Origin of the sequence: Flavobacterium beibuense F44-8 (assembly GCF_000769915.1) — a bacterium.
GTDB classification, from domain to species: domain Bacteria; phylum Bacteroidota; class Bacteroidia; order Flavobacteriales; family Flavobacteriaceae; genus Flavobacterium; species Flavobacterium beibuense.
In genome coordinates this window covers 102,698-122,940 of sequence record NZ_JRLV01000009.1, presented here as the reverse complement: position 1 = coordinate 122,940, position 20,243 = coordinate 102,698, and the positions used below count along the sequence as shown (strand labels likewise).

The following is a 20,243-nucleotide window of genomic DNA, read 5'->3' as shown; positions in this document are numbered from 1 at the left end:
AGTCTGTAAAAATAAAAAATCCCGTCTTTATCTTAGAAAGACGGGATAATATAAAAGTTATTACAACGAAGCAACGTGTACAGAAAGATCTATAAGCTTGCTTGAGTAACCATATTCGTTATCATACCATGATACAAGTTTAAAGAAAGTAGAGTTAAGACCAATACCGGCTTTAGCATCTACAATACTTGTTCTTGAATCACCAATGAAATCCTGAGATACTACATCGTCTTCAGTGAAACCAAGAATACCTTTAAGATCAGTTTCAGAAGCGTTTTTAAGTACGCTCATAATCTCTTCGTAAGTAGTTTCTTTTTTAAGTTTAACTGTAAGGTCAACTACCGATACATCTGCAGTAGGAACACGCATAGACATACCTGTAAGTTTACCGTTAAGTTCTGGTATTACTTTACCTACTGCTTTAGCAGCACCTGTACTTGCAGGGATAATGTTAAGTAAAGCTGCTCTACCTCCACGGAAGTCTTTTCTTGAAGGCCCATCTACAGTAAGCTGAGTAGCTGTAGTAGCATGGATAGTTGTCATTAAACCTTCATCGATACCAAAGTTATCGTTGATTACTTTAGCAAGAGGAGCTAAACAGTTAGTAGTACAAGATGCGTTTGAAACGATTTTATCGTTAGCTGTTACTTTATCGTGGTTAACACCCATTACAAACATAGGAGCATCTGCAGACGGAGCAGAGATAACTACCTTTTTAGCACCACCATCAAGGTGAGCCTGAGCTTTGTCTAAAGTGGTGAATATACCAGTACATTCTGCAACTACATCAACACCTACCTCATCCCATTTTAGGGTAGCAGGATCTTTCTCTGCAGTTACACGTATGTGTTTTCCGTTCACATAAAGGTTACCGTCATTTACTTCAACTGTTCCTTTAAAGTTACCGTGAACTGAATCATATTTTAAAAGATATGCTAAGTGATCAACATCAAGAAGATCGTTTATAGCTACTACTTCAACATTATCGCGGTTAATAGTTTCACGAAAGACGATGCGGCCGATCCTTCCGAAACCATTAATTCCTAATTTTACTGTTGCCATTTTGAATTAAATTGTTTTTTGTTGTTTATAGATACACTTATTATTAATTATATCGAAACAATATCCGATACTTTAATTAATTCTTTATCAATATGAGATTTACCTTTAACAGCCATATCCAGTGGTGTAAGTTCAACCTCATCTTTAATAAGACCTACCATGAAGTTTGATTTGCCTTCAAGCAGCGTTTCTACAGCTTTTACGCCCAGCCTGCTCGCCAGTACCCTGTCAAAGCATGATGGCGAACCACCGCGCTGCATGTGCCCAAGTATAGATACACGAACATCATACTCCGGCATGTTTTCCTCAACGTAATCTTTAAGTTCAAATACGTTTTTACCAATCTTATCCCCTTCTGCCACTATTACAAGGCTTGAAGATTTGCCCGATGCCTTACTTTTCCTTAAAGAATCCAATAGCCTGTCAAGCCCCATATCCTCTTCAGGAATCAATATTTCCTCGGCACCTGCACCAATACCTGCATTAAGAGCAATGTGACCTGCATCACGCCCCATAACCTCAACAAAGAAAAGCCTGTTGTGAGAACTCGCCGTATCCCTGATTTTATCAATCGCTTCTACAACGGTGTTAAGTGCAGTATCATAACCCAGAGTGTGGCTTGTACCATAAATATCATTATCAATGGTACCCGGTATACCTATTACAGGGAAATTATACTCTTCGTTAAAAATAAGTCCTCCGGTAAAACTACCGTTACCACCTATTATTACAAGAGCATCTATATTATTACTTACAAGATTTTCGTGAGCTTTTTTACGACCTTCAGGAGTCATAAACTCTTTAGATCTTGCTGATTTAAGGATAGTTCCTCCTTTATTAATAATGTTATTTACACTACGGGCACCCATTTCCTTAAAATCTCCTTCAATCATTCCCTGGTAACCACGGTAAATACCGGTACATTCTATATTATGATATGCGCACGCCCTAACAACGGCTCTGATGGCGGCATTCATTCCCGGTGAATCACCACCCGATGTAAGCACACCTATTTTTTTAATATTACTAGACATTTTTTAGTATTTAATTGTAAAACTAACAATTTTATACCATTATTTCACTATAATATATATTATATTATTAAATATGCAAGATTTCAATCGTTTTCGTTAATAAGTTTTTTTACATTTCAACATTACGAAAATGAAAAAAGCGGATAATTCTGAAAAATCATCCGCTTTTTACGAAATATAAAATTTTATCGAACAAAAATTACATACCATAAGGATCAGGCACCCTTTCCGGCTCTTTTTCTTCTACATTCGTTTTTTTCTTATTCTTATCCCTGTCGTTAATGAACTGAATATATTCAGGGCTCATTTCAGAATCCGGTATGTCATTAGAATTATTATCATCTCCTGGTTTTTTTACCTCAGGACTAAATATCTTTTTCCATAATTCACTAAACGTATTGAATCCTACCGAATAACTTATACCTACCCCTTGGGTATAACCTATACCTTCTCCAAGGAAGTTAATATCGTTTTCTCTATTAAACACACGGGCTTTTAGGCTACCGTCGTCATTAAGGCGTAACTGTACCTCAACGTTACCCGCAATCACCGATTCGTTCACCCCGCCTACAGGTACACCCAGCTGACCGTTAATGGTAATCCTGTCGTTTATCTGGCTGTTAAGCGTTAATCCCAATGTCGAATACGTATCAGCATATGGGTTACGTTCGGCACCGTTATATCTAAAGTCTACATTAATCTTACTGTTATCTTCCTTAAACAGGTTACTAAACATACCACTGGCAGTTTCGGTCAATGCACCATAAGCATTTACACTACTAGGACTAATAAAGCTACCTGTGGTTAATAACCCCAGCGCCTGTGTTTTCCTATTGTTAGGATCACTTAACCTGTAATCCAAATCGGCTTTCATTACAGAGTTAACATTAGGGAATTCAATATTAAACTCAGGGTCAAAATTCATTATATTACCCGTAAGCAGGGTAACCACATTAATTTGTATTTTACGGTTATATGCCGGATTTTCCAATAGTACCGATGGGTTTGCCCATGTTGTATAAACCGCCTCTATATTAATACGTGCCCTGGTAGGGTCGCCATCCCAAACAATGGTACCTCCCGGCCTTGCTGTAAAGGTTTTATCAAATATCCCTCCGTACTTAAAGAAGTATTTACCTTTAGTTACCGAGAAATCTCCGTTCATATCAAATTTACCAAGCGTATTGATTTTAAGCAGTAATGTACCATACCCCTGTGCCGAAAGACTGTGCCCACTATCTTTATCAATAATAATATCAATAGTAGCATCGGGGGTAACATCAAAGTCAAAATCCATCTCAATACCATTAAAGGTTTTGGTCTTTACATAGGTACCGTTGTTAAGGTTGTTTTTCTCTTCCGGACTGTAATAATGTATATAAGCAACATCTCCGTCAGATGATTCGTTCACATTAGCAATAGGTATTTTGATGTTTGTACCTTTTTCCGATTTTGCATTTGCCTTAATTACCAGTGCACTTGTAGGTCCGCTAATACTTGCCTTACCACTAATAAATGCACGCCCGTAAAACAACACCCCCTCACTATCTTCTGTATCAAGCACCAATACATTATCAAGAGCCTGTAAATCGAGAGCCAGTTTCCAGTCTTTAAAATAAGTATGGTTTATATGACCTCTAAGTATTGCTTTAGTATTAAACTTAGTATCTGTTAGCTCCATATCCCTAAAGTACAGGGTATGTTCAGTAATATCTACAACGGCATTCTGTTCAAAGTTATAATCGGTATTAAGATACCCAACCTTAAGCCCTCCGTTTTTCACGTATAGCCTACCGTCAATCTTCGGTTCTTTTGCCGGACCTGCAATGGTAGCCCTACCCGACACCTGTCCCCTAATATCGGGGAATATTGATTTAAGGAATATCTCAAGCGGTTCTAAATCAAAATCACTAAACGTGGCATCAAGATCCATTTGTGTTTGCCCCTCTACAACATCAAGCGTACCTACCGTAAAGAAAGTTTCCTTATAATCTTTAACTATAGAGGTATTAACCTTAAACTGCCTTAACGATTCGTTACCTACAACATCAAGACTAAGATCTCCCAGCTTGTGATTATTTAGAGACAGTGTATCTATATTTATTTTTGCCGATGGCTCATATATATTTTTCTGCTGTTTAAAGCTTACCTGACCGTTAAGCTTACCGCCAAAATCAAGACTGTCAATACTTGGTGTTACCTTATGCAGGTCTACATCCTTAAAACTTAACCTTAAATCTTTATAGGTAGAATCCTTCATCACACCTGCAAGCTCAACTTTTTGATTTTTGTGTGATAAAGCGATTTTATCAATAGTGAAATCAGTTAGCTTTTTATTGAATACAAGTTTATTGTCTCGGGTATCATCCTCATTAAGATACCACATGTACTCTTTAAAATTAACCTCTGATTTTTTTAAACCTACTACCGATTTGTTTTCCTCATCAATAGTATGATAAAGGTTAAGGTTAAAGAAATCCTGATTTTTATTACCTCCTTTAAATTTAGTTCTTACGTGTAGCGTATCGTTTTGAGTAATGTTAATAAGTTCAAAATCAGAAATTTTGTACCTCTTTACTCTCATGCTATCTACATTTACATAGGCATTGTAAAGCGGATTCCTGTTATCTACATCAAGATTTATATTATAGAAAACGTCTTTAAACGCTTCAATATTAGGCGAATCAAAATCAAGTTTAAATATCCCTTCATCTCCGTTTATCCTTCCTTTTAAATGCGTATCCTTACTAATAGAAACTCCCGGTAACAGTATACCTACAATCTTATCATAAATATTAAAGTGGAAGTTTAAAAACTGCCCCGGTTTAATTTTGTTAGGCGAATAGTTGGCATAAAGACTACCTAGTGCATTTTCTACTAAATCAGGTATTTCCTTGGTGTAAAACTTACCTCTTATCCTACCTTCAATAATATCGGGTGAATTTATGGTAATAGTCCTTACAGCATCCTTATCAAAAACCGACTCTAACTGGAAGTCTTCAAAAAAGTAATTACCATAACTGTTTTGATAAGACAACTGGGTAACTTCAAGCTTGCCGGCAAGATCATCAAGGTTATTACCTTTTGCTTTAAAATTAAAGTCTCCTTTAAATATGGATATAGTATCGTTTTTAACCAGTTTAAGCAGGGCTAAATCGGCATAATCAACAGCAGCGTGGAAATCATATTCTTTAGTTTTCTTACTCATGTCAACAAGTCCGTTAAACGACATGCGTAAGTTTTCGTCATTACTGTTTACTACCCCTTTAAAGTACGGCCATTTCATACGCCCGTCTATATCTACTTTCTTGTAGTTATAGCCATTAAACACCATTTGTTTAATATCTCCTTTAACAATGGTATTAAGTGATTGCTTATTAAAGCCTCTACCCTCTACTTCTAAATGAGCAGTAGTACTTTTTAATCCTTTTTGGTCAAATAGTTTTCCAAGGTTCAGTCTGTCAGTATCAATAGTACCGGTATAGGTAGCAATATCGGGATTATTAAAATCTTTGATAGAAAGATTCGTGGTAGCTTCTCCCAGTTCACTACCCATATACAGGTTTGTGGTCAGGTCGGTTTTGGTAAGTACCACGTTACCCGTTAGGTTTACCATACCAAGATTTTCCAGTACCGGAGGCAAACTCTTACCAAGTATTCTTGGCATTATATCCCTAAGGTGAAGGTAGTTTGATGTGATACGGTCAAAATCACCATTCATGTAAAAGCCCGGTCCTGTTTTATCAAAAAGGTTCCTGAAGTTTACCGTACCTATAATTTCCGACTGCTGGGCATCCAGCAGTTTAAGGTTGTATAGTATAAAGTTGTTAAGAGGACCTTTTAATGTGGTTGACAGATAGAACTTTTGGTTGTCCCCAAACTCATCATAAAAATAATTAAGCTCGTTAGACGATACATTAGCCCTGTCTACCTTAAAGTCAAACTCTACCTGATTAAGGAAGTCGCGCATTTTCTCGCGGGTGTAAGTCAGGGTCACATCACCTTTTAAGGCCGACTCTGCCGTTACAAGTTCCAGTTCCTCAAGTTTTATATTGGTTAAGGTGTATGAAAACTGTGCCTTTAAGTTCTTTACAAAAAGCCCCCTATGATCCAGTAGCGATAGCTTTTGAATATCTGCCGATATATCACTACCCTTAATATAAAAGTCTTTTAATTCGCCGTTAAGCTTTTGGAAATCGAGCGCTTTTGGCGTATTGGTATTTTCGTTTGTAAGACGGAATCTTCCGTTTTCCACATACACCTTACCTGATTTAAGTCTGAATTTACCCGATCCCGGTTTTCCGTTATCAAACGATTTTACAAAAACATCAAGGCTTGAGTTGTCTTCTCCCTTATAGGTTTTCATGTGTACGTTAAGGGCATCGGCTTTTATCTCTCCAAATTCCAGCCTGCTGTTTGCTACATTTTTAAAGCTAAGCAGGTTTGTTTGTAATCTGTTTGCCGATATAAGCGTATCATTATGGTGATCCATAATAAGTACACCTTTAAGCTTTACACTACCAAAAATGGTTATGGCAACTTTATCTACAGTGATATGTGTACCAAACTGTTTATTAAGGCTGTTAGTAGCTATTCGGCCTATTTGTGTTTGTACAAAAGGAAGCGATAACGCAATAGCGAGCAGTAACAAAAACAGGATTATTCCTATTATGGTGCGAATAAGTATTTTTTTAAATTTTTTGATACTGCTATTTGTTTTAATTTTGCGTCTGAAAAGGGATTTGTGCAATTTACTGCAAAAGTAGGAATTTTTGACCTTTGTTTAAATTGCTTTAACCCAATTTTGTAATTCAAAATCCGTGCCTAAATTATGCAGGAAAAACCCACATATATATTAGCCATAGAAAGTTCGTGCGACGATACGGCTGCCGCTATATTAAAAAACGACAAAGTACTCTCTAATGTTGTGGCCAGACAGGCCGTACACGAAGAATATGGCGGTGTAGTACCCGAACTGGCTTCGAGGGCACACCAGCAAAATATTGTACCTGTTATAGATGTAGCCTTAAAAAAAGCCGGAGTTAAGCGCGAAGAGTTGTGTGCTGTGGCTTTCACTCAGGGTCCGGGACTAATGGGATCACTACTTGTGGGCAGCTCGTTTGCCAAGTCGATGGCTATGGCATTAAACGTGCCCCTTATAGCGGTAAACCATATGCAGGCACATATACTGGCGCATTTTATCACCGAAGAAGGTTTCGATAAGCCTGAATTTCCTTTCCTGGCTATGACTATTAGCGGAGGGCATACGCAAATCGTTAAGGTAACCGATTATTTTACTATGGAAGTAATTGGCGAAACTACCGATGATGCTGTAGGCGAAGCTTTTGATAAAAGTGCCAAAATATTAGGTCTGCCTTATCCGGGCGGACCGTTAATTGACAAGTATGCACAGGAAGGAAATCCAAAAGCATTTCAGTTTACCAAACCGAAAGTACCGGGACTTAATTTCAGTTTTAGCGGACTGAAAACCCAAATCCTGTATTTTGTACAGAAACAAACTGCGGAAAACCCCAACTTTATTGAGGAAAACCTACAGGACATTTGCGCATCCATACAGTACACCATTATTAATATCCTGATGGATAAGATAAAACTTGCCGTTAAGGAAACCGGAATTAAAAGTGTTGCCATTGGCGGAGGTGTTTCGGCAAACAGCGGTATACGAAAAACACTTAAGGATGCCGAAAAGAAATACGGCTGGAAAACCTTTATTCCTAAATTTGAATATACTACCGATAATGCTGCCATGATAGGCATTGTAGGTTACCATAAATACCTTAAAAACCAGTTTAACGATGCCACTGTGGTATCTAAAGCAAGGATAGAACTTTAATATGCAGTTATTTTATACCCCACAGCTTAAAGCAGAAGATACTTCCTTTACTTTTGATAAGGACGAAAGCCGACATATTGTTAAAGTATTACGTAAAAAAGAAGGTGATACCATTAACATTACCAATGGAGAAGGTATTTTATTTATTGCCGAAGTTGCTTTTGCCAACGAGAAAAAATGTGAGGTTAAAATAACCAAAAGGGAGTTTTTTGAGCCTATGCCTTACTACCTGCATCTTGCCGTGGCTCCTACCAAGATGAATGACCGTTATGAGTGGTTTTTGGAAAAGGCCACCGAAATTGGTATCAACGAGATTACACCAATTATTTGTGAGCATAGTGAGCGTACGAATGTAAAGACCGACAGGTTTGAAAAAATACTTCATAGTGCCATGAAACAGTCGGTGCAGTTTTATATGCCAAAACTAAACGAGCCTACATCGTTCAATGATTTTGTGGAAGCTACCGAAAAGGATTGTAAACTATACATAGCACACTGTGAGGAAACCGAAAAGAAACTCCTTAAAAACGAACTTACCCCAAAGGAAAAGATTACTATACTTATAGGCCCCGAAGGTGATTTCTCCCCAAAGGAAATTCAGCTTGCATTAAGTCGTGGTTTTGTACCCGTATCACTGGGTAATACCCGCCTGCGTACCGAAACTGCCGCTGTTGTTGCTGCACACAGCGTAGCGTTTGTAAACGAGTAATTAAGTTTTTATATCTTAGCTTAAACAAGAAAACACATTCCAAATGAACGATAAGAACTACCAAAAGATACTTAAAATGTCGTTTGCCAGTGTGTATCCGCACTACATAACCAAAGCCGAAAAAAAAGGACGTACCACACAAGAGGTTAACCAGATTATTCATTGGCTAACAGGCTACGATGAAAAAACACTGCAACAGCACCTTGATAACAAAACCAATTTTGAGGATTTTTTCACGCAGGCAACCATTAACCCAAACGCATCAAAAATTACAGGTGTAATTTGCGGTTACCGTGTTGAGGATATTGAAGTACCCCTAATGCAGCAAATACGCTATCTGGATATACTAATAGACGAACTGGCTAAAGGTAAGGCTATGGAAAAGATTTTGAGAGAATAGACTATCTAATCAGTATCTGTTATATCAATAAACAGTAATTCACAGTTTATTCTGTCAAACAATACCATTGAGTAATCCCATATAACATCATAAAACCACTCAGCCCTCGGGATTACGTTTATAGTATCTAACGTTACATCCTGAAACCTGTTTTGAAACTCTCCTTCAATAAAGTTTAGCGTAGTTTGCCAGGCGGTGTGTTGGTCAATATTGTTATATGCGCCTCCCTGCCCCATAATTCTGGACAGCATTCCCGGTAAATCATAAATATCATCCCAACTATTATAGCAACTTATTCTTGGTTTATCTTCGGTTATCTCTAAATCTTCCCTATAATTTTTTAAATCAGGGTGCTTAATAACATTCTTTAAAAATTTAATTTGATGCAACTTGTTGTTTTGCACAAACCATTTAAAATCATCATTACCTATTACTTTATACTTGTGCAGTTGTACCCCGCCATTACAGTGGGTATAGCTCATGGTGTCCTCAAGTTTCCTTGCTTCTGCACTCCATTGGTCACAAGGCTCAAAACGAATGGTTTTCCATATTTTTGAAACTCTGTCGACATCAGGCATTTCATCAGTCTGATTATTCATTAATCATATCGTTTAATTAGTTTCATTCCATACTTCAAAAAGCTTCTCCTTACTCTGAAAACCAACCGAATCATACATTTCTAAAATTTCATTATTCGGAAACTTTACTTTTAATTCATTGTATTCTTTTTTAATTTTTAAAGAATCTCTTTTTAATTGTAGTGCAATTATATATTCTAATCTAAAATTAATATCATTATTCATTAATGTATCGCTTTTTAGAATCTCTTCATACTGTTCTGTTGCTTCATTATATAATTTGTTAGCATCGGTTAAATTACCTGTTAATTCAAGAAAAAGACCTCTTTGGGCTTTCCAATGAGGCTGATCTGGTTTTAACGCTATCATTTTTAAATTATTAACAAGAAGTCCTTCTATATCTCTTTTTCCTACCAAATAGGTTGCTTTATTTAAGTAAGCCTGAAAATTTTCATCATCTAAAATTATAGCACTGTCAACTAAGGTTAATGCACTGTCTATCCTTTCTTCTGTATCTATATCAAAATTTAAATAAACTGCATTAGCCCTGTTTACAAGTTCACGTGACTCTTCTTTTTTGTGACCACAGCTTACAAGACATAATACAAGAACATACAGATCTATTCTCATGCAAAGGAATTTAAAATTATAAAAAATAAATCTAAACAAATAAACTCAAACCGTCAAACTTTACCCCTTTGCTACTAATTCCTCTTTCCTTATATTTACATCATGAAAAAACTCCTTACACTACTATTGCTGTCCCCTGCCCTGTTACTGGCGCAGGATATTGCGGTATTAAAATATTCGGGTGGTGGCGACTGGTATGGTAACCCAACATCGGTACCAAATCTTGCCAAATTTTGTAACCAGAACATCAATACCAAAATAAACACCAAAATAGCAACCGTAGAACCGGGAAGCCCTGATTTGTTTTCCTACCCCTTTATACACATGACGGGGCACGGTAACGTGGTATTTAGCGATAACGATATTACCAACCTTCGCAATTACCTAACCTCGGGCGGTTTTTTACATATTGATGATAATTATGGTATGGATCAATACATACGCCGCGAAATAAAACGTATTTTTCCCGACAAGGAACTGATTGCCGTACCCATAACACACGAAATATTTAAAGGTCCGTTTAACTTCCCTAACGGAATGCCTAAAATACACGAACACGATAACAAGCAACCCGATGCCTTTGGTATTTTTATAGAGGGCAGACTGGTATTGCTGTATACTCACGAAACCGACCTTGGTGACGGATGGGAAGACCCCGAAGTACACAACGACCCTAAGGAAGTAAGGGAAAAGGCGCTTAAAATGGGTGCAAACATTGTTAACTACGCTTTTAATAATTAATGTCGCAGCAGCTTACCCACAACGAATCTATTTTCAGTAAAAAAACATTTCCCGTAACACTGGTTTGCGATAATATCGTATTTCAGCCTAATATCGGTTCACTGTTCCGTATAGCAGAGGCTTTCGGCGTAAGCGAAATTATTTTTGTAGGTGAAGATATTGCTCTTACTCCGCGCAAAATAAACCGTACTTCCCGCAGTACGCATAATATGGTTAAGCATCAGGTTATTGAAAAAACCGAAGATGCCATTAACCTCATCACCCAAACCGACAGTCATATTGTAGCACTGGAAATTACCGACAAGAGTATACCCCTCACCAAAGCACAATTTAGCAGTGATAAGCCTATAGTACTTATTGCAGGGAGTGAAATATCGGGCATTAGTGAAAGCTTTTTAAACGTAGCGCATCAGGCGGTACATATAGAAATGTTTGGCGATAACAGCAGCATGAATGTAGTACAGGCAGTAGGCATAGCCCTTTATGATATAACCTCAAAAATTGGTTAAAGACTATCGGCATTAGGCTTTTTTTTCTTACATTCACGCTAACAAATCAATCATCAAACAATGATCACATCAAAAACTATAGCTAACGGGATTGTAAGGGCAGTACTTATACTGGCTGTCATATTTTTAGCCCTGCTGTTTATATATAAGATAAAACTATTATTCATTTATCTTTTTATTGCCCTTATTGTAAGCCTTATAGCATCGCCGGTAATACACTTTTTTGAAAGGAGGCTAAAGTTTAAACACACCCTGGCCGTTATTACCACACTTGCCTTTTTCCTGCTGTTGCTTATAGGTTTTATTATGCTTTTTGTTCCGCTTATCATTACGCAGAGTCATAACCTCTCCCTGCTTGATACGGCACAGTTGCAACAGGATCTTAACAGTGTTGTAATGCAGGTTAAAAGCTATTTTTCCGACTATAATATAGATACCAGTAAACTGATGAAAGAGGCCGATATTACCTCGAGTATCAACTTTACATTTATACCAAACTTTATTAATTCGCTGGTAGGTATACTTAGCGGATTTGGTGTAGGGCTGGCATCGGTACTATTCATTACTTTTTTCTTTTTAAAGGATACCGAACTGTTTACCAAAAGTTTCAGGAAAATACTTCCGGACGAGCATGAAGAAAAAATATTGCACTCCATAAGAAAAGTAAACCATCTGTTAAGCCGTTACTTCATTGGGCTAATACTGCAAATGAGTATATTATTTGTTATGTATCTTATAGTACTGCTTATTTTTGGTGTAGAAAATGCCTTTATCATTGCCTTTATCACAGCTTTGCTAAACATTATACCATACATTGGTCCGTTAATCGCTACCGTGCTGGTTATAGTACTTACTATGCTGGGACACATAGGCCCCGAAGCACAGGGCGAAATGCTCTCTACAACCATTTATGTACTTATTGGTTACAGCCTTGCTCAGGTAATTGATAACAATGTAAGCACGCCACTTATATTTTCTAACAGTGTAAACTCGCATCCGTTGGAAATATTTATAGTAATTTTGGGCAGTGGTTTTGTTTTCGGAATACTGGGTATGATAATCGCCGTACCTATGTATACCATCATTAAAGTGGTTGCCAAAGAGTTTTTCCCGCAAAACCCGATAGTAAAAGTACTAACGAAAGATTTATAGTTTGCCTCTTACCATTTTAAGTCCGCAGGTTCAGGAATTTATTTTACAGAATACCAATACCGATGTGAGCAAACTCGCATTGCAGAAAAACCCGTTCCACGATGTGGAATGGACTGATATACTAAACCAAATCGCTGCACGCCAAAAAGCAAAAGACAAACTCCCTACCTGGTTTGAGAGCAGTAATATTATTTACCCTTCAAAAGTATCGGTAGAGCAAACCTCATCGGAAATCACGGCACAATACAAAGCTTCCCTTGTATCGGGCGAAAGCCTTATTGACCTTACCGGAGGTTTTGGTGTGGACGATTATTATTTTGCTAAAACCGTTAGCAAAATAGCACATTGCGAAATGAATGAACAGCTCTCACAAATTGTTGCTCATAATATTAGCAATATGGGAGTTAATAATATACAATGCTATACAGGCGACAGCCTTGATACCCTTACCGAACTGAAACAACAGTGGGACTGGATTTACATAGACCCATCTCGCCGAAGTGATGTTAAAGGAAAGGTTTTTATGTTAAAAGACTGCCTGCCTAATGTACCCGAACTTTTAGACACTTACTTTAACTACAGTAGTAACATACTCATTAAAACAGCTCCGTTACTGGATATAGCTGCCGGACTAAGTGAGCTGCATTCGGTTAAGGAAATATACATTACAGCCCTTAATAACGAGGTTAAGGAGTTGCTTTGGCATATTGAAAAAGGATTTACAGGAATACCTGCCATACATGCGGTAAACCTTAGTAAAGACGGCGAACCGGAAATATTCACCACTACGGTTGAAGACGAACCTGACGTCTCCTATTCTCTACCTCAACAGTACCTGTATGAGCCCAATAGTGCCATAATGAAATCGGGCGCGTTTAATGATGTTGCAAAACAGTTTAACCTGTACAAACTACACAGGCATACGCAACTTTATACAAACCATACATTGATTGATTTTCCGGGGCGTAAATTCGTTATTAACGAAATTGTACCTTATGGTAAGACCGAGATGAAAAAATACGCTACAGGGCAAAAAATGAATATTACCGTGCGTAACTTCCCTATATCGGTAGAAGAACTCCGTAAGAAATGGAAAATAAAGGACGGTGGAGATACTTACGCCTTTTTTACTACGGATAAGGATAACAACAAACTTATGCTTATTTGCAGTAAAGCCTGATTATTGTACAGGTATGAGCCTTAGTACACTGGCATCGGTATCTTCAACAGCTACATAAATATAACCGTCAGGTCCCTGCCTTACATCTCTAAGCCGGCCTATGTTTTTAAGTAATTTTTCTTCGTGGGTAACCTTAGCTCCGTCAAGGTAGCAAAGGTTAAGGTATTTAAAGCGTAACGACCCTACAAGCAAAGCACCCTTCCAGGGCTTATACACATCAGAAGTTACAAACGCCATTCCGCTTGGTGCGATAGAAGGTATCCAGTAATGCAACGGATCCTGTATGCCCGGTGCTTCTGTTTTATCGGTTATTACCTCTCCGTTATAATTAATGCCATAACTTACCAATGGCCAACCATAATTGGTACCGGGAGTGATTATATTAATCTCATCACCACCGCGCGGACCGTGTTCGGTTTCCCATAATTCCTTCGTAAACGGATTAATAGCCAAACTCTGTGGGTTACGGTTACCATAGCAATATAAGCTGGTAGGCTTACCGTTTTTATCCTTAAACGGATTATGAGCCGGAATACTTCCGTCGTCCTTTATACGATGTATTTTACCCAACTGGTTATCGCCAAGCGTTTGTGGGTTTCCGTTTTCGTTACCCCTTTCCCCTACCGAGATAAACAGATAGCCCTTATCATCAAACACCAGTCTACTACCGTAATGATGGCGTGTAGATGCGTACGGATTAGCTTCAAAAATTATCTTCTGCTGTTTTAAACTGTTACCCTCTAGTATAGCAGTCATAACTGCTGTGGTAGCCAGTTTTCGTCCGTTTACCTTTTTCCCTTTGGAATACGAAAAATAAATACGGTGGTTGTTTGCGTAATCAGGATGCAAAATCACGTCCAATAATCCGCCCTGCCCTTCGGCAACCACTTCCGGCACACCGTTAACTTTAGTATTTTTTCTGTTCTTTACCCTGTAAAGCTGTCCGTCCCTGTTGGTCACCAGCAGTTCATTATCAGGTAAAAAAGCAATACCCCAGGGAACAGCAATCCCGGTTGCTATGGTATCTACCCTTACAGTAAGTTTTTCGCTTTTAAATATGTTGGACTTGGGAGAGTCTTCAAAATAATACTGCTCCACATTTTTTATTCCGGTAAGGATATATTGAGCCAGTTCTTCGGTCTCATCATCACTAAAGGTTGCCGCAAAAGCCGGCATACCGTCGTTACTGTATCCGTTTTTAATACCAAAAACCAAATCCTTTAGTTCACTTCCGTGTTTCCATTGCCTGTCTACAAACATGTCCATTTTCTCACCGTGGCAGCCGCTACAGTAGTTTTGGTAGTTTTGTGCAGCTCTGTCCTGATTGCCCGTTACTGTGACCTCCTGAGTCACTGTATAGGCTTCCTTTTTGTCTTTACAGGAAAACAATACAACACTGGTTACAGCAATTACAGGAAATACAAATGTTTTAATAGTCATGATGCAGATTTTTAAGCTATCAAAGTACAAAAACATAGTGGCTCGTGCAATGCAAAACCAAAAGGGTATTATTAAATTAAACCTAAAATTTAAAAGCATGGATATAGCATTTTAATTATATTTGGCTCTTATCTCATTAATTTAAAGCACACCGCATACATGAAAAAATACTTACTGATGCTATTGCTGGCTTCAGGCCTTACAGCACAGGCTCAGCAGGACGACTGTAATTTCACTGTTGTAACTACTGATACAGGAGAAACAAAATCGACACCCGAATATTTAATGCACGAAAAGGTATTTAACGGAACATCGAGCTTTGTATTCTTCTCCATGACATTACATGACGACATACCGGTACTAAACTTCCAGTTACTGGCAAAAAGTGATGATTTCCCTAAAGCGTATTGCTTTACCAAAAAATCACGCATACACCTGCAGCTTACCAACGGAAAAGTTATAACCCTGTATTGTATAGATGAAGATGCCTGCTCACAATTGTTGTATGACGAAGCCGAAAAGAAAAATTTAAGAATGCTTAACGGACATTTTTTGTTTACTAAAGGATCAATTGAAGATTTAGAGGCATCTCCCATACTTTTTATGAGGGTACTTTACTCGGCTGAAACCGTAGATTACCCTTTAAGAAGCAACCTTGAATCAGAAACTATGGGCAAAAATTACAAGCCGGATAGCTATTTTATTCAATACCTCAAATGTATTAAGTAAAAAACTACAATTTTTTAATGTTGCTATAATGCTGACTGTTAAATACTTTAAATTAAAGTTTCAAAAAAATTAAAAAAACCTTTAAAAATAGTTGCAGAAACCAGAATCATCATCTACATTTGCAACCGCAAAAAAGGCTTAACGTCTTGAGCAAAGAGGAGAGGTGCCGGAGTGGTAACGGAGCAGATTGCTAATCTGTCGGCGGGTAACCGTCGCCAGGGTTCGAATCCCTGTCTCTCCGCTTCTTTTCGGGGTGTAGCGTAGCCCGGTTATCGCGCCTGGTTTGGGACCAGGAGGTCGCAGGTTCGAATCCTGCCACCCCGACAAAAAAACTAACACAAACTTCGGTCGCGTAGCTCAGCTGGATAGAGCACCTGCCTTCTAAGCAGGCGGTCACAGGTTCGAATCCTGTCGCGATCACTTGATGGGACAAATTCAAAAATGATGAATTTGTCCCTTTTTTATTTCCATTTAAGTCTTTGTCTATCAGTGTGATATACTTGATTGCTTCATTGACCCGAGTGGTTCGATATTCAAATCCGTCAAAAGTCAGATTTTCAGGAAAGACCGAACCAATGATTTTTCTTTTTTGCGTAATTGTCCCTGTTTCATACAAATAGCCCAATTGTGAAAGATTGCTGATAGCCTTATCCCACAGGGGTTCCACGTTTTGCGTGTCTGTAATCGAACTTGTGAGTTTGGCTTCCAGCCTGTTTATTTTTTTATCGGCATCCGCTTTCATCATTCGGTAATCGTCCGCTTCAATATCACCACATAAAAGCAGTTCCCTCGCTTTAGCCAGTTTATTGTTTTCATCCTGTAAACGGATTTTCAACTGCTGTATATTTCCAATCCTGTCTCTGGTTTTTGTTTTATATACCGAAGTAATGACTTCTTTAAATAGATTCAGCTTAGGAATGGAATACACATATTTCCCAATTTCGGAAACGATCTTTTCATTCATATCTTCAGCCTTGTGTCTGAATTTACAGCCACCAGAGCAATGGTAATAGTAATAATACTGGGAACGCCCTTTCGACTTGCTACCGGTCAGCATACGTCCGCAATCCGGGCAAATCACAAATCCACGTAATGGAAAATGACCATCCACCTTCATTTTAGCCCGCATCACTTTTTTACGACCGTCAAGCACATCCTGTACATCATAAAACAAGGCTTCAGATATCAGGGGTTCGTGTTGCCCCATTACCAATTGACTTTCTTCATCTTTGTATTTAGGAATAAATATTTTACCGCAATACATAGGATTACGGATAGCTGTCCAGAAATTATTCTTACTGCATTTCAGCCCCTTTTCCTTTGCCATTTTCCAAACCTGCTCGGTACTGAACATATTTTTTGCCAACTCTTTGAACGCCCATTTCATAATATCGCTCTGAACTTCCCTTGGGGCAATATATTTTTTACCGCTTTCGTTGGTTTTATTGACGTATCCAATCGGCGCTGTTCCCATCCAGCGACCTTCTTTTTTAGCCCTGCGCATCCCATGAAATACATTCAATGCCCTTCTGTCATTTTCCACTTCAGGAGCAGCCAAATAAAAGGCGAGCATCATTTTATTTTCAGGGATTGATAAATCGAGCGGTTGTTCGACTGCCTGCGGTTCTACCCCCAATCTTCTCAACGTGCCGATCATCTGATAAGCATCTCCCGCATTTCGGCTGAACCTGTCCCATTTGGTAAATAATATCAAATCGGACTGCCCTCTGGATTTACGAAGGATGCCCAACAGTTTTGTCCAGGAAGGACGTTTAAAGGTTTTTGCAGAATGATCCTCATAAATCACTTTCCGTACCTGAATATGGTTGATTTCACAATACTTACGCAAACGCTCTTCCTGATCCCGTTGTGAGTATCCCTTATCGGCCTGTTCATCCGTGCTTACCCGTATGTATAAATCTGCAATTTTCATCTTTTGAGTGTCTTAAGGTTGTACCATCTAACAGACTGATTTCGTTTATAAATATACGAAATTCAGGCAGGTTTTGCCAGATACTGATCTACTACAATATCCGCTATCTCATACATAAAATCCAGTATTACTTTCACCTGTTCAGCTGTTACTTCTATACCGTCTTCTTTTAATAGTGCTATTGCTTTTTCCGGCGGAATTCTCTTTACTTCATTTTCCATCTTACACCTCCGCTTTAAAACAGCAAAAGCCCCGAAGGGCTTTATACCGAAAAATTAATTCATGCTACCCATCGCTTTCGTGAAAGTAGATTTTACTCCCCTTGTTTTTATTAAATGAGGGTTCATACCGTATATACCCGTAGGCATTGAGATCCTTTACACATTTATGATACGTCATGGCAGATGATATTTTTGCAATCTTCATAATGTCATAACTGAATGCCACTATCGGATTGCTATTGCCCATCTTTGCCCTGTACTCTAACAGGGCAGCATATATCCCTATATGTGTAATACTGATACGGCCATCTTGCTCAATAGCCGTAAAAAAATCAGATAAAGGCTTTAACTCTTCCATATCATTTAGGTTATGGTGGGTCTCTTTCTTTTCTTCTTAGCCTTCGGTATGTCCGGAGCTTCATCTGCAATCGGCTGCTGCTGACCTTTATGCTCCTGTTTAGCAGAGCGGCTTTGTGCTTCCGATTGTTTTTCCGTCTTGGACTGGCGGTTATCCACCCGTTGCATATTACTGTCATAGATATTGATAGTCTTAAACCGTGGATTCGCCTCGATGTACTGTTTTTGCTCCGAACCTTCGTTTTGAAAAGTTGCCGATTGCAGGTTTCCCTTTTTAAGGGAATCGATTAGGTTGGATTTATAGGTTTCGTTCTCCAGTTCTTTAATAGGATGTTTGGAGAGTGTTGCTTCCAGGTCATACCCATAGTTTTGATGATACTGCTGTATTTTGAAATTTCCATTGTCATCACTCTGTTTAAAATCCATCTGTAACCAGGCATTGTAGAGTTGCCCCTCCTTGTTGGTCAAATCCTTATTGACCGACCGGCCTTCCATTAAGTTGTAGGCTTCTTTGAGGGTAATGTTATTCCCTTTGTTGATATAGAAGGTCTGTTTCATGGTTTCATCGGGATTATTTTCCTTTTGTACACTCACCTGATAGGAGTTAAAGAAATACATATCCGTTTGCTTGGATTTGCTAAAATTCATTCGGGCTTCCACCTTATCGGTACCAAATTGCGTTTCATGTACCAGCTTAAAGACAGGTTTTTCTATTTCCATCATTCCTTTTAAAGGAGCTTCAAAACCTTCTCCAAAACCGGTATATTTAATCTGATCTTTCAGGTATTCTAAATTCTTCTGATTCATGATAATTGATTTAAAAGTTATTGATAGGTGTACTTCCTGTTGATTTGTAATGTGGTAAGTACTGCTGCTTTTATAATCGTCCTGTTTTTTACACTGAGCTCGATATGCCTTCCGCCGTTTGCTTCAAACAATTGAATGGCGAGGTATTTCTTATCGGGAATGGTAAATTTGGGAACCGCAACCACCAAAGTCTGTGAAGACCGACCGTTAATTTTTGTTACGTTATTTTGGAGGTGTACCGGATTAATTTCGATTTCCTGTGAAGCTGTACGTTTAGCCTTTTTCTGGTCACGGATAAAAAAGCGTAACTGGTCAATATCATAGCTGATATTGGATGTGTTGGTAATGGTTAACCGCAGGTACATCAGGTTGTCCCGAATGAATATCCCGTTCAATCCGAAACGGATACCATATTTACGGTGCTTTACCTTACGGTCTTTGTATTTGGAATACAAGGCGTGTGTAGCATAGGTAGTGACTTCAGCTTCATTAACCGATCCGGATGAAAGGAAAATACTGTTTTTGTTATCCCTTTCCTTCATGGAAACATTCAACACGGACGGCTTTAGGGCATAGTTAATCACAAAGGAATTCAATTTCCCATCTGCGGTAATCACCGTCAGGTTGGTCTCCGGGAAACTGTCCCTTGCCGCTTTGAGCTGTAGAATATTGGCAGCTCCTTTAGCTTTTTGCGCCAACACATCTTTACTACCCCTGTCCACACCCACAATGGCACTTGGAAATATAATATTGGTCGTTTTAAAATAGGTAATCTCCAAAGGATAGGGAGCGATGGATTTGGGCTCAAGCATAGTCCTGCTTTGAGCGTTTACATTTAATCCGAAAAGGAACAGGAAAAATCCCATTACCATATGTGCATTTATCTTTTTCATCTTTATGGAATTTT

The 20,243-nt window shown here is 38.4% G+C and carries 18 protein-coding genes, 3 tRNA genes and 1 pseudogene; 11 read left to right on the top strand and 11 right to left on the bottom strand.

The features are described 5' to 3' along the window. Window positions 1–60 precede the first annotated feature (60 nt). The 3 genes from gap to Q763_RS09660 form a co-directional block, all read right to left on the bottom strand. Window positions 61–1,062 carry a type I glyceraldehyde-3-phosphate dehydrogenase gene (gene gap / locus Q763_RS09670; protein WP_035133640.1) on the bottom strand — a complete coding sequence of 334 codons (1,002 nt, stop codon included), beginning with the start codon at window positions 1,060–1,062 and terminating at the stop codon, window positions 61–63. Window positions 1,063–1,109: 47 nt separating this feature from the next. Beyond that, a complete protein-coding gene (gene pfkA, locus Q763_RS09665) occupies window positions 1,110–2,096 on the bottom strand; it encodes a 6-phosphofructokinase (protein ID WP_035133638.1) in 987 nt (328 codons plus the stop codon). Between the two features lie 199 nt (window positions 2,097–2,295). Beyond that, window positions 2,296–6,747 (bottom strand): translocation/assembly module TamB domain-containing protein, encoded by a 4,452-nt coding sequence (locus Q763_RS09660; protein ID WP_035133797.1) that lies wholly within the window; start codon window positions 6,745–6,747, stop codon window positions 2,296–2,298. A 180-nt stretch (window positions 6,748–6,927) separates the two neighbouring features. Between Q763_RS09660 and tsaD the strand changes: the two genes are divergently transcribed. Genes tsaD through Q763_RS09645 form a run of 3 tightly spaced genes read left to right on the top strand, consistent with a single transcriptional unit; the run spans window position 6,928 to window position 9,059 of the window. After that, window positions 6,928–7,950, top strand: coding sequence for a tRNA (adenosine(37)-N6)-threonylcarbamoyltransferase complex transferase subunit TsaD (tsaD, locus tag Q763_RS09655; protein WP_035133636.1), 1,023 nt, complete (start codon window positions 6,928–6,930; stop codon window positions 7,948–7,950). 1 nt (window position 7,951) lies between these two features. Next, window positions 7,952–8,659: a 16S rRNA (uracil(1498)-N(3))-methyltransferase gene (locus tag Q763_RS09650; RefSeq protein WP_035133634.1), complete on the top strand. Its 708-nt coding sequence runs from the start codon at window positions 7,952–7,954 to the stop codon at window positions 8,657–8,659. Window positions 8,660–8,702: 43 nt separating this feature from the next. Further along, window positions 8,703–9,059, top strand: coding sequence for a DUF2200 domain-containing protein (locus Q763_RS09645; RefSeq protein WP_035133633.1), 357 nt, complete (start codon window positions 8,703–8,705; stop codon window positions 9,057–9,059). 5 nt (window positions 9,060–9,064) lie between these two features. On the opposite strand, the gene Q763_RS09640 is transcribed toward Q763_RS09645, so the two are convergent. Next, window positions 9,065–9,658, bottom strand: a complete 594-nt coding sequence (locus Q763_RS09640; RefSeq protein ID WP_035133631.1) for a hypothetical protein — start codon at window positions 9,656–9,658, stop codon at window positions 9,065–9,067. Between the two features lie 12 nt (window positions 9,659–9,670). Then, window positions 9,671–10,267, bottom strand: a complete 597-nt coding sequence (locus Q763_RS09635) for a tetratricopeptide repeat protein (protein ID WP_035133629.1) — start codon at window positions 10,265–10,267, stop codon at window positions 9,671–9,673. Window positions 10,268–10,369: 102 nt separating this feature from the next. Here Q763_RS09635 and Q763_RS09630 point away from each other — a divergent pair, with 102 nt between their 5' ends. Genes Q763_RS09630 through Q763_RS09615 form a run of 4 tightly spaced genes read left to right on the top strand, consistent with a single transcriptional unit; the run spans window position 10,370 to window position 13,849 of the window. Then, window positions 10,370–11,008 (top strand): DUF4159 domain-containing protein, encoded by a 639-nt coding sequence (locus Q763_RS09630; RefSeq protein ID WP_035133627.1) that lies wholly within the window; start codon window positions 10,370–10,372, stop codon window positions 11,006–11,008. Further along, window positions 11,008–11,517 (top strand): TrmH family RNA methyltransferase, encoded by a 510-nt coding sequence (locus tag Q763_RS09625; RefSeq protein WP_035133624.1) that lies wholly within the window; start codon window positions 11,008–11,010, stop codon window positions 11,515–11,517. Before Q763_RS09630 ends, Q763_RS09625 begins: the two co-directional genes overlap by 1 nt. Before the next feature lie 60 nt (window positions 11,518–11,577). Then, window positions 11,578–12,669 (top strand): AI-2E family transporter, encoded by a 1,092-nt coding sequence (locus Q763_RS09620; protein WP_035133621.1) that lies wholly within the window; start codon window positions 11,578–11,580, stop codon window positions 12,667–12,669. Between the two features lies 1 nt (window position 12,670). Next, the gene (locus Q763_RS09615; protein WP_035133619.1) at window positions 12,671–13,849 is read left to right on the top strand and encodes a THUMP-like domain-containing protein; all 1,179 of its coding nucleotides are present in this window, start codon (window positions 12,671–12,673) and stop codon (window positions 13,847–13,849) included. Here Q763_RS09615 and Q763_RS09610 read toward each other — a convergent pair whose 3' ends face one another. Then, window positions 13,850–15,289: a PQQ-dependent sugar dehydrogenase gene (locus tag Q763_RS09610; protein ID WP_084596050.1), complete on the bottom strand. Its 1,440-nt coding sequence runs from the start codon at window positions 15,287–15,289 to the stop codon at window positions 13,850–13,852. It abuts the gene before it with no gap. Between the two features lie 159 nt (window positions 15,290–15,448). Between Q763_RS09610 and Q763_RS09605 the strand changes: the two genes are divergently transcribed. From Q763_RS09605 to Q763_RS09590, 4 genes are all read left to right on the top strand, one after another. Then, the gene (locus Q763_RS09605; RefSeq protein WP_035133617.1) at window positions 15,449–16,018 is read left to right on the top strand and encodes a hypothetical protein; all 570 of its coding nucleotides are present in this window, start codon (window positions 15,449–15,451) and stop codon (window positions 16,016–16,018) included. Window positions 16,019–16,175: 157 nt separating this feature from the next. Then, window positions 16,176–16,259 (top strand) — tRNA-Ser (locus tag Q763_RS09600). An 8-nt stretch (window positions 16,260–16,267) separates the two neighbouring features. Beyond that, window positions 16,268–16,342, top strand: a tRNA-Pro gene (locus Q763_RS09595). Window positions 16,343–16,364: 22 nt separating this feature from the next. Next, window positions 16,365–16,438, top strand: a tRNA-Arg gene (locus tag Q763_RS09590). 580 nt (window positions 16,439–17,018) lie between these two features. Here the strand turns inward: Q763_RS09590 and Q763_RS18095 are convergent. From Q763_RS18095 to traN, 5 genes and pseudogenes are all read right to left on the bottom strand, one after another. Next, a pseudogene (locus Q763_RS18095) lies at window positions 17,019–17,951 on the bottom strand (recombinase family protein); the annotation flags it as partial. A 62-nt stretch (window positions 17,952–18,013) separates the two neighbouring features. Further along, the gene (locus tag Q763_RS17940) at window positions 18,014–18,172 is read right to left on the bottom strand and encodes a hypothetical protein (RefSeq protein ID WP_013072897.1); all 159 of its coding nucleotides are present in this window, start codon (window positions 18,170–18,172) and stop codon (window positions 18,014–18,016) included. Between the two features lie 64 nt (window positions 18,173–18,236). After that, window positions 18,237–18,530, bottom strand: a complete 294-nt coding sequence (locus Q763_RS09585) for a hypothetical protein (RefSeq protein WP_035133614.1) — start codon at window positions 18,528–18,530, stop codon at window positions 18,237–18,239. Window positions 18,531–18,535: 5 nt separating this feature from the next. Further along, on the bottom strand, window positions 18,536–19,336 hold the full coding sequence (locus tag Q763_RS09580; protein ID WP_035133612.1) for a hypothetical protein: 801 nt from the start codon (window positions 19,334–19,336) through the stop codon (window positions 18,536–18,538). Window positions 19,337–19,353: 17 nt separating this feature from the next. Further along, entirely contained in the window at window positions 19,354–20,229 is an 876-nt protein-coding gene (traN, locus tag Q763_RS09575; protein WP_035133610.1) for a conjugative transposon protein TraN, read from the bottom strand. Window positions 20,230–20,243 lie beyond the last annotated feature (14 nt).

Excerpts from the sequence above, each read along its gene's own strand:
- gap (WP_035133640.1), bottom strand. The coding sequence starts at position 1,062 with ATGGCAACAGTAAAATTAGGAATTAATGGTTTCGGAAGGATCGGCCGC.
- pfkA (WP_035133638.1), bottom strand. The coding sequence starts at position 2,096 with ATGTCTAGTAATATTAAAAAAATAGGTGTGCTTACATCGGGTGGTGAT.
- tsaD (WP_035133636.1), top strand. The coding sequence starts at position 6,928 with ATGCAGGAAAAACCCACATATATATTAGCCATAGAAAGTTCGTGCGAC.
- Q763_RS09650 (WP_035133634.1), top strand. The coding sequence starts at position 7,952 with ATGCAGTTATTTTATACCCCACAGCTTAAAGCAGAAGATACTTCCTTT.
- Q763_RS09645 (WP_035133633.1), top strand. The coding sequence starts at position 8,703 with ATGAACGATAAGAACTACCAAAAGATACTTAAAATGTCGTTTGCCAGT.
- Q763_RS09640 (WP_035133631.1), bottom strand. The coding sequence starts at position 9,658 with ATGAATAATCAGACTGATGAAATGCCTGATGTCGACAGAGTTTCAAAA.
- Q763_RS09635 (WP_035133629.1), bottom strand. The coding sequence starts at position 10,267 with ATGAGAATAGATCTGTATGTTCTTGTATTATGTCTTGTAAGCTGTGGT.
- Q763_RS09630 (WP_035133627.1), top strand. The coding sequence starts at position 10,370 with ATGAAAAAACTCCTTACACTACTATTGCTGTCCCCTGCCCTGTTACTG.
- Q763_RS09625 (WP_035133624.1), top strand. The coding sequence starts at position 11,008 with ATGTCGCAGCAGCTTACCCACAACGAATCTATTTTCAGTAAAAAAACA.
- Q763_RS09620 (WP_035133621.1), top strand. The coding sequence starts at position 11,578 with ATGATCACATCAAAAACTATAGCTAACGGGATTGTAAGGGCAGTACTT.
- Q763_RS09610 (WP_084596050.1), bottom strand. The coding sequence starts at position 15,289 with ATGACTATTAAAACATTTGTATTTCCTGTAATTGCTGTAACCAGTGTT.
- Q763_RS09605 (WP_035133617.1), top strand. The coding sequence starts at position 15,449 with ATGAAAAAATACTTACTGATGCTATTGCTGGCTTCAGGCCTTACAGCA.
- Q763_RS17940 (WP_013072897.1), bottom strand. The coding sequence starts at position 18,172 with ATGGAAAATGAAGTAAAGAGAATTCCGCCGGAAAAAGCAATAGCACTA.
- Q763_RS09585 (WP_035133614.1), bottom strand. The coding sequence starts at position 18,530 with ATGGAAGAGTTAAAGCCTTTATCTGATTTTTTTACGGCTATTGAGCAA.
- Q763_RS09580 (WP_035133612.1), bottom strand. The coding sequence starts at position 19,336 with ATGAATCAGAAGAATTTAGAATACCTGAAAGATCAGATTAAATATACC.
- traN (WP_035133610.1), bottom strand. The coding sequence starts at position 20,229 with ATGAAAAAGATAAATGCACATATGGTAATGGGATTTTTCCTGTTCCTT.